Annotated in this window: 8 protein-coding genes; 6 read left to right on the forward strand and 2 right to left on the reverse strand. The window is 63.3% G+C overall.

The features are described 5' to 3' along the window. From ACLV74_RS25075 to ACLV74_RS25090, 4 genes are all read left to right on the forward strand, one after another. Positions 1-341, forward strand: a 341-nt coding sequence (locus ACLV74_RS25075; protein WP_411882134.1) for a hypothetical protein, incomplete at its 5' end; no start/stop codon positions are given. 142 nt (positions 342-483) lie between these two features. Further along, the gene (locus ACLV74_RS25080) at positions 484-897 is read left to right on the forward strand and encodes a VOC family protein (RefSeq protein WP_411882135.1); all 414 of its coding nucleotides are present in this window, start codon (positions 484-486) and stop codon (positions 895-897) included. 179 nt (positions 898-1,076) lie between these two features. Then, on the forward strand, positions 1,077-1,349 hold the full coding sequence (locus ACLV74_RS25085; RefSeq protein ID WP_411882136.1) for a hypothetical protein: 273 nt from the start codon (positions 1,077-1,079) through the stop codon (positions 1,347-1,349). A 370-nt stretch (positions 1,350-1,719) separates the two neighbouring features. Then, complete coding sequence (locus ACLV74_RS25090) at positions 1,720-1,944, forward strand: hypothetical protein (RefSeq protein ID WP_411882137.1); 225 nt, start codon at positions 1,720-1,722, stop codon at positions 1,942-1,944. Positions 1,945-2,102: 158 nt separating this feature from the next. On the opposite strand, the gene ACLV74_RS25095 is transcribed toward ACLV74_RS25090, so the two are convergent. Together ACLV74_RS25095 and ACLV74_RS25100 are read right to left on the reverse strand one after the other, a co-directional pair. Beyond that, positions 2,103-2,939, reverse strand: a complete 837-nt coding sequence (locus ACLV74_RS25095) for an alpha/beta hydrolase (protein WP_411882138.1) — start codon at positions 2,937-2,939, stop codon at positions 2,103-2,105. 26 nt (positions 2,940-2,965) lie between these two features. After that, the gene (locus ACLV74_RS25100) at positions 2,966-3,781 is read right to left on the reverse strand and encodes an alpha/beta hydrolase (RefSeq protein ID WP_411882139.1); all 816 of its coding nucleotides are present in this window, start codon (positions 3,779-3,781) and stop codon (positions 2,966-2,968) included. 160 nt (positions 3,782-3,941) lie between these two features. Here ACLV74_RS25100 and ACLV74_RS25105 point away from each other — a divergent pair, with 160 nt between their 5' ends. Together ACLV74_RS25105 and ACLV74_RS25110 are read left to right on the forward strand one after the other, a co-directional pair. Then, positions 3,942-4,250 (forward strand): nucleotidyltransferase family protein, encoded by a 309-nt coding sequence (locus ACLV74_RS25105; RefSeq protein WP_411882140.1) that lies wholly within the window; start codon positions 3,942-3,944, stop codon positions 4,248-4,250. A gap of 146 nt (positions 4,251-4,396) precedes the next feature. Continuing rightward, a complete protein-coding gene (locus tag ACLV74_RS25110; protein WP_411882141.1) occupies positions 4,397-5,239 on the forward strand; it encodes an inositol oxygenase family protein in 843 nt (280 codons plus the stop codon). The last annotated feature ends 250 nt before the right edge of the window (positions 5,240-5,489 follow it).

The following is a 5,489-nucleotide window of genomic DNA, read 5'->3' on the forward strand; positions in this document are numbered from 1 at the left end:
AGCGGCGCACTTTGAGGCAGATCCACACAGACTCAGCCCAAAAAGGAGAAAACCAAGAACTTATCCACATCGTGAGCACCTTCTGCTCACAAAGAGTGTGGGTCAATATTCGATGGAAAACTCGGGTCAGACTTCAGCGGAATTCAACATTGGAGATACCCGCGGCTCAGTGGGCATTACTGTACAAAGCGCTCTCTATTAAGCACCTTCTTACTCCAAAGGAGATCAGCGTTCTCAGTATGGTGATGCGGATACCGGTAAAAATCCCGAGTGAGAAGCAATGCATTGTGCTTCTCGATACCCTTGAAAAAGGTCGCGTGGAGGGCGTGGTCATCAACTGATCCTTGGGGCCGGCCCCGAAACTCCTGTGGCTCGGCCGTGCTCCCATATCGACCATAGAAATCCGCCGCATCGAAGGGCGTTAGTTGTCAGACTCGCGATGTGTTGCTAAGCTTTTCCTTCCCAATCAACATGGAACAAGCCATGGCAGACACCCCCAATCTCCCCCCCAGCATCATGTCCCACGTCTCCGTGGGCACCAACGACTTCGACCGCGCCAAGGCCTTCTACACCGCCGTGCTGGGCACGCTGGAGGTCACGGTGATGATGGAGCACCCGGGCGCCGTGGCGTTTGGGCGGGCGTTTCCGGAGTTCTGGGTGGGGGTGCCGCATGACGGGGGCAAGGCACATGTGGGCAATGGCTCGCACTTTGGCTTCCTGGCCGCGTCCAGGGCGCAGGTGGATGCGTTTTATGCCAAGGCGCTGGAACTGGGCGGCACGGGGGACGGCGCGCCGGGCCCGCGACCCTTGTACGGGCCGCAGTATTACGGCTGCTTTGTGCGGGACCTGGATGGGCACAAGATCGAAGCGCAGTTTTCGGACATGTCTGCGGGCTGAGTATTTCGCTTTTTGATGCCTCGCCTTGTCGCGCCTGGGTACGGGGTGCTGTCTGACAGGGGTGGCTTGCTGTGGTTTCCAGAATGGTGAGTACGCGGGTGAGATGGTGGCTTGGGTGCTTGAGCACCTGGCCAAGCGCTTCACCCATGTTTCAAACCACCTGACCAGGAGACACTTTCATGCCCAACAAAACCAGCAGCAGCAACAACAGCGCACCCAAACAGACCAGCCCCGACGCCGGCCTGCAAGACGACACCTCCACCACGAACCCCAAGGCCTCCGGCCACGGCGGCAAGGTGGAGAACGACGTCAACCAGGTGGGTGAGCAAAAGCCCACGCAGAAGAACGAAGGCCAGCGCACGGCCAACAGCCGCAGCGACCGGGAGTCGCATGTGGGCGGCAGCAACCAGCTGCAGTCGCGCCGGGGGAGTGGCGGTAACGGCGGGCATTGAACGGGCCAGGCTGATTCCCCGTTCGCCCTGAGCCTGTCGAAGGGTTGGTGAGGCGCAAGGCTTCGACAAGCTCAGCCCGAACGGGGTGGTGCGTGAACTGGCTTCGATACTTCAGCCCGAACGGGTGGTGTGGGAGCTGGCTTCGACAAGCTCAGCCCGAACGGTTTTGGCTGAACGTTTGGGGGCAGCAGGCTTCGATGCCTCAGCCCTAAAGGCAGGTACAAAGTAAAGACGCGGCCCCACAGCCCGCGCCGGCAGGGCCTTGGCGCAATTTGATACATAGCGCAACGTGGCAGACGCATGGTTCTAAGCTTGGCGGCGCAGCATCAACGCTTGTTGTTTGTTGACGTTGTCATCGCCGAGGTAAACCATGAAGAAGATTGCCGACTTTTTGTTTCGCCCGCGTTATTTGCGCGCCATTCCGTCACTGGTGGTGCTGACCACCGCCATGGCCTGGGGTGTGGCGCCGGACCCGGACGCGGTGGACACGGCGCAAAAGGTGCAGAAGCGGGCCAGCGTGAGCCTGTCGCTGAACCATGCGGCTGTGGGCAGCAGCCCGAATGACCAGGTGCAGGACAAGCCCGAGCAGGGCTGAGGCTGGCGTGACGGCGGCACGGGTGAGCGAATCCCAAGTCGCAAACAAAGTCGCAAAAATACCCGCGCAGATCGCGAAAAACTGTTTGGGGACATAGGGTTACGGCGGCCTGCAAAGTCGCAAAAACTCTCGCATGGCGCGGGGTTTGTGGGCCGCTCTTACGGTTTCGCCGCAATCACCCAGCCGCCGATCCTGGCCACCACGTCGGCCTCTATGCCGTTAAAGCCGTGGTAGGCCATGGCCTCGCAGGGGTCGCCCTTGCTTTGGCCGCCGCTGACGCTGATGAGTTCGGCTTTCGGGGTTTTGGCGAGCTGGTCCATCAGGGCCGGTATCTCGCTGAAAGGGCAGGCCTTGCAGCCGTCCTGTTCATGGTGGACGACAAGCACGGGGATGGCCAGGGTTTCCAGCGGCATTTTGGGCACGGCGCGGCCGCCCGGGTCCAGCAGGATGGTGGAGGTCAGCACCAGGCCGTCGGGGCCGCCTTGCGCGGGCGTGGCCTCGGTGGCGATGTAGGCGGCCGACTGCGTGCCGCGGCTGGTGCCCACCAGCCACACCGGGGTGGGTGATTGCTGCCTGAGCCAGGCGATGACGGCCAGCACGTCGGCGCGGTGTTCGGGCTTTTGCCGGTTGCCGCCCAGGTAGGGCGGCGACTGTTTGTCGGAGGGCGCGTCGATGACGGCGACGGCAAAACCCGCGTCGGCAAACTGCTGGTGCGTGCGCACCAGGAAGTTGTTGCCGCCCCAGCCGTAGCTGCCGCCGTCCTTGACCTGCAGGCCGCCGTGGCCGCCGGCGAAGAGGATGACGGAGGCCCTGGGCGCGCCGGAGGCCGGCAAGAGGTAGACAAAACGCTGGGTGACGCCGGGCCGGGTGGGAATGTCGACCACGCGGGGCGCGGCGCTTTGCGCAAAAGCGGGCTGCCAGGCGGCCTGGCCGGCCAGCGCCAGGCACAGGCCCAGCAGCAGCCCGAGGCGCCGTGAGGGGAGAGGCGGGTTCATGCCGGCGGCCCTTTCTTTTTTCGGGTTCAGTTGACGGCGCCCTTGATCCACTGCACGACGGCTTCGCTGGCGACGACGGGTGTGCTCAGGTGGGTGGCCTTGACTTCGAGGTACTGGCTTTTGGGGTTGGCGGGCAGCTTGTCGACAAAGTAGGCGCGGGCATAGCCGCTGATGTTGTCGGCGTCGCCGACCACGGTGAGCACGGGCGTGCCGGCCGGGATGCGCGGCGCGGTGACGCCCATGTCGGCGTCGGACGTGGGGTCGAAATAGCTGAGGTAGTCTTTCGCGGTGGCGGCCACGGGCAGCTGCTTGCCCTGGTTGATGTCGGAAAAGCGTTCACGCGAATCGCCCTTGCCGGCGGCGACCAGCTTGCGGGCTTCGTCGACGCTGTCGTGCACCGAGGTGTTCTGCTGGGACGCGTAGTAGCGCGCCGGCACATGGCCGGGCGCCAGCAGCACCAGGGCCTGCACGTCGCCGCCGCGCGCGGCAAAGCCCATGGCGGCCGGCACGCCCATGCTGTGGCCGGCAATCACGATGGCGGTGGCGCCCTGGCTGCGCAAAGTCTGCACATGCGCGGCCATCTCGGCCATGGCCTTGTCCCAGTTGCCGTCTAGGTAACGGCCGCGCGACCAGGGCATGTCGGGGTACAGCACCAGCATGCCCGCGCCTTCGAGCACGGGCTTGAGGCGGCTCATGTTGGGGTCGTTGTTGCTGCCGGGGTTTTTGCCGTGCAGCATGAGCACGCCTATCTTGGGCTGGGCCTGGGCGATGGACGCGCCACCCAACGTGGAGGCCAGCAGCAGGCCGGCGGCGAGTGTGCGTAAAAAAGCTCGGAGGCGCATGGAGGGCTTTCTGGCGGGGCGGGGGTGCCGGCCCCAATATACCCGCGATGCCCACGACTGGGCGGCCCGCCAGCCGGGTTTGCGCGCAGGGGCGCAGCTTTCCACGATGGCGCCAAAATTGCCGCCAGGATGCGAAGCCTCGCTGGTACTATTGCGCCGGATGCACTCCCTGATCGATCAAAAGCGCGCGGACATTTCGCGCATCTGCCGGCGCCTGCACATCCAGAAGCTGGAAGTGTTTGGCTCGGCCGCGCGCGGCTCGGACTTTGATCCGGAACAAAGCGATGCGGATTTCCTGGTGGAGGTCGCACCTGGCGCCAAGCACGGCCTGGACGGCTACTTTGCCTTGAAATCTGAACTGGAGCAGTTGCTCGGGCGCGGTGTGGACCTGGTGGAGCCGCGCAGCGTGCGCAACCCCTACGTGCTGGCCGGCATCAACAGTTCGCGAGAGCTCGTCTATGCAGCGTGATCCGCGCGCAGCCCCGGCGTTCTGTTGATGTTTTCGCAACTCAGAACATCAGACCGTTCGGGCTGAGCTTGTCGAAGCCCTTCGACAGGCTCAGGGCGAACGGTATTGCAGATTGATCATGATCTGGGCTTCAATAAAATAGCCAGATGAACGCCGCAATCCCCCAGCAAGCCACCGTCAGCCCTTCTGCACAAACCACGTTGCTCGCCAGCGAGCCCGAACGCGCCGCCTACCGCGACTACGCGCAGCCGGGCATCGACAGGGTGCGCACCTTCTACCGCAACAACCACCAGCACCAGACGCTGGAGTTTGTGCTGGGCAAGAAGGCGCAGTGGCTGAAGTTTTCGCAGCGCGAGATGACGCCCTGGGCGGCGCTGGAGTTCCTCAATACGCTGGTCGACGAGTCGGACCCCGACATCGAACTGCCCCAGATCAGCCACCTGCTGCAAACCGCCGAAGCCATACGCGCCGACGGCCACCCGGACTGGTTTGTGCTGACGGGTTTTATCCACGACCTGGGCAAGGTGCTGTGCCTGTTCGGCGAGCCGCAATGGGCCGTGGTGGGCGATACCTTTCCGGTGGGCTGCCGCTTCTCGGACCGCATCGTCTACCCCGAGTACTTCGGCCTGAACCCGGACAGCAGTGATGCGCGCTACAACAGCGAGAACGGCATTTACACGCCGGGTTGCGGGCTGGATGCGGTGCACATGTCATGGGGGCATGACGAGTACCTGTACCAGCTGATGAAGCCGCACCTGCCCTTGCCGGCGCTGTACATGATCCGGTACCACTCGTTTTATGCGTGGCACAGGGGAGGGGCGTATGGGCATTTGACCGATGCCCAGGATGCGGCGCATCTGCCGTGGGTGCAGAGGTTCAATCCCTACGACCTTTATTCGAAGAATGACCGGCCGCCGGTTCTGGCGGAGTTGAAGCCTTTTTACGACGAGCTCATGGCTAAGTATTTGCCTTCACAGCTCAAGCTGTGAGTTCGGGTTTTTGTGGTTTTTGCTGAGGGTGGCTGGCCGGGAGTGGCCCGGCGGCCAGTAACTTTCTTTTGCTTCGCCAAAAGAAAGTCACCAAAGAAAAGGCGACCCTGGTTGCTGCGTCCCCTGCGCTTCGCTCCGGGGCAACCTGCGGTGCTCGGTTCAGGCGGGGTCTCGCTAAACTCGCTGCGTTTCACTCCGCTCAAACAACGCGATCCCTGATCCGCCTGAACCTGCGCTCCTCGGCGCATCC

The organism is Polaromonas sp. YR568, assembly GCF_943369415.1.
Taxonomy (GTDB): Bacteria; Pseudomonadota; Gammaproteobacteria; order Burkholderiales; family Burkholderiaceae_C; genus Polaromonas.

What these genes read in the sequence shown, in the direction of transcription:
- ACLV74_RS25080 (WP_411882135.1), top strand. Translation starts at nt 484, where the DNA reads ATGGCAGACACCCCCAATCTCCCCCCCAGCATCATGTCCCACGTCTCC.
- ACLV74_RS25110 (WP_411882141.1), top strand. Translation starts at nt 4,397, where the DNA reads ATGAACGCCGCAATCCCCCAGCAAGCCACCGTCAGCCCTTCTGCACAA.
- ACLV74_RS25105 (WP_411882140.1), top strand. Translation starts at nt 3,942, where the DNA reads ATGCACTCCCTGATCGATCAAAAGCGCGCGGACATTTCGCGCATCTGC.
- ACLV74_RS25090 (WP_411882137.1), top strand. Translation starts at nt 1,720, where the DNA reads ATGAAGAAGATTGCCGACTTTTTGTTTCGCCCGCGTTATTTGCGCGCC.
- ACLV74_RS25100 (WP_411882139.1), bottom strand. Translation starts at nt 3,781, where the DNA reads ATGCGCCTCCGAGCTTTTTTACGCACACTCGCCGCCGGCCTGCTGCTG.
- ACLV74_RS25085 (WP_411882136.1), top strand. Translation starts at nt 1,077, where the DNA reads ATGCCCAACAAAACCAGCAGCAGCAACAACAGCGCACCCAAACAGACC.
- ACLV74_RS25095 (WP_411882138.1), bottom strand. Translation starts at nt 2,939, where the DNA reads ATGAACCCGCCTCTCCCCTCACGGCGCCTCGGGCTGCTGCTGGGCCTG.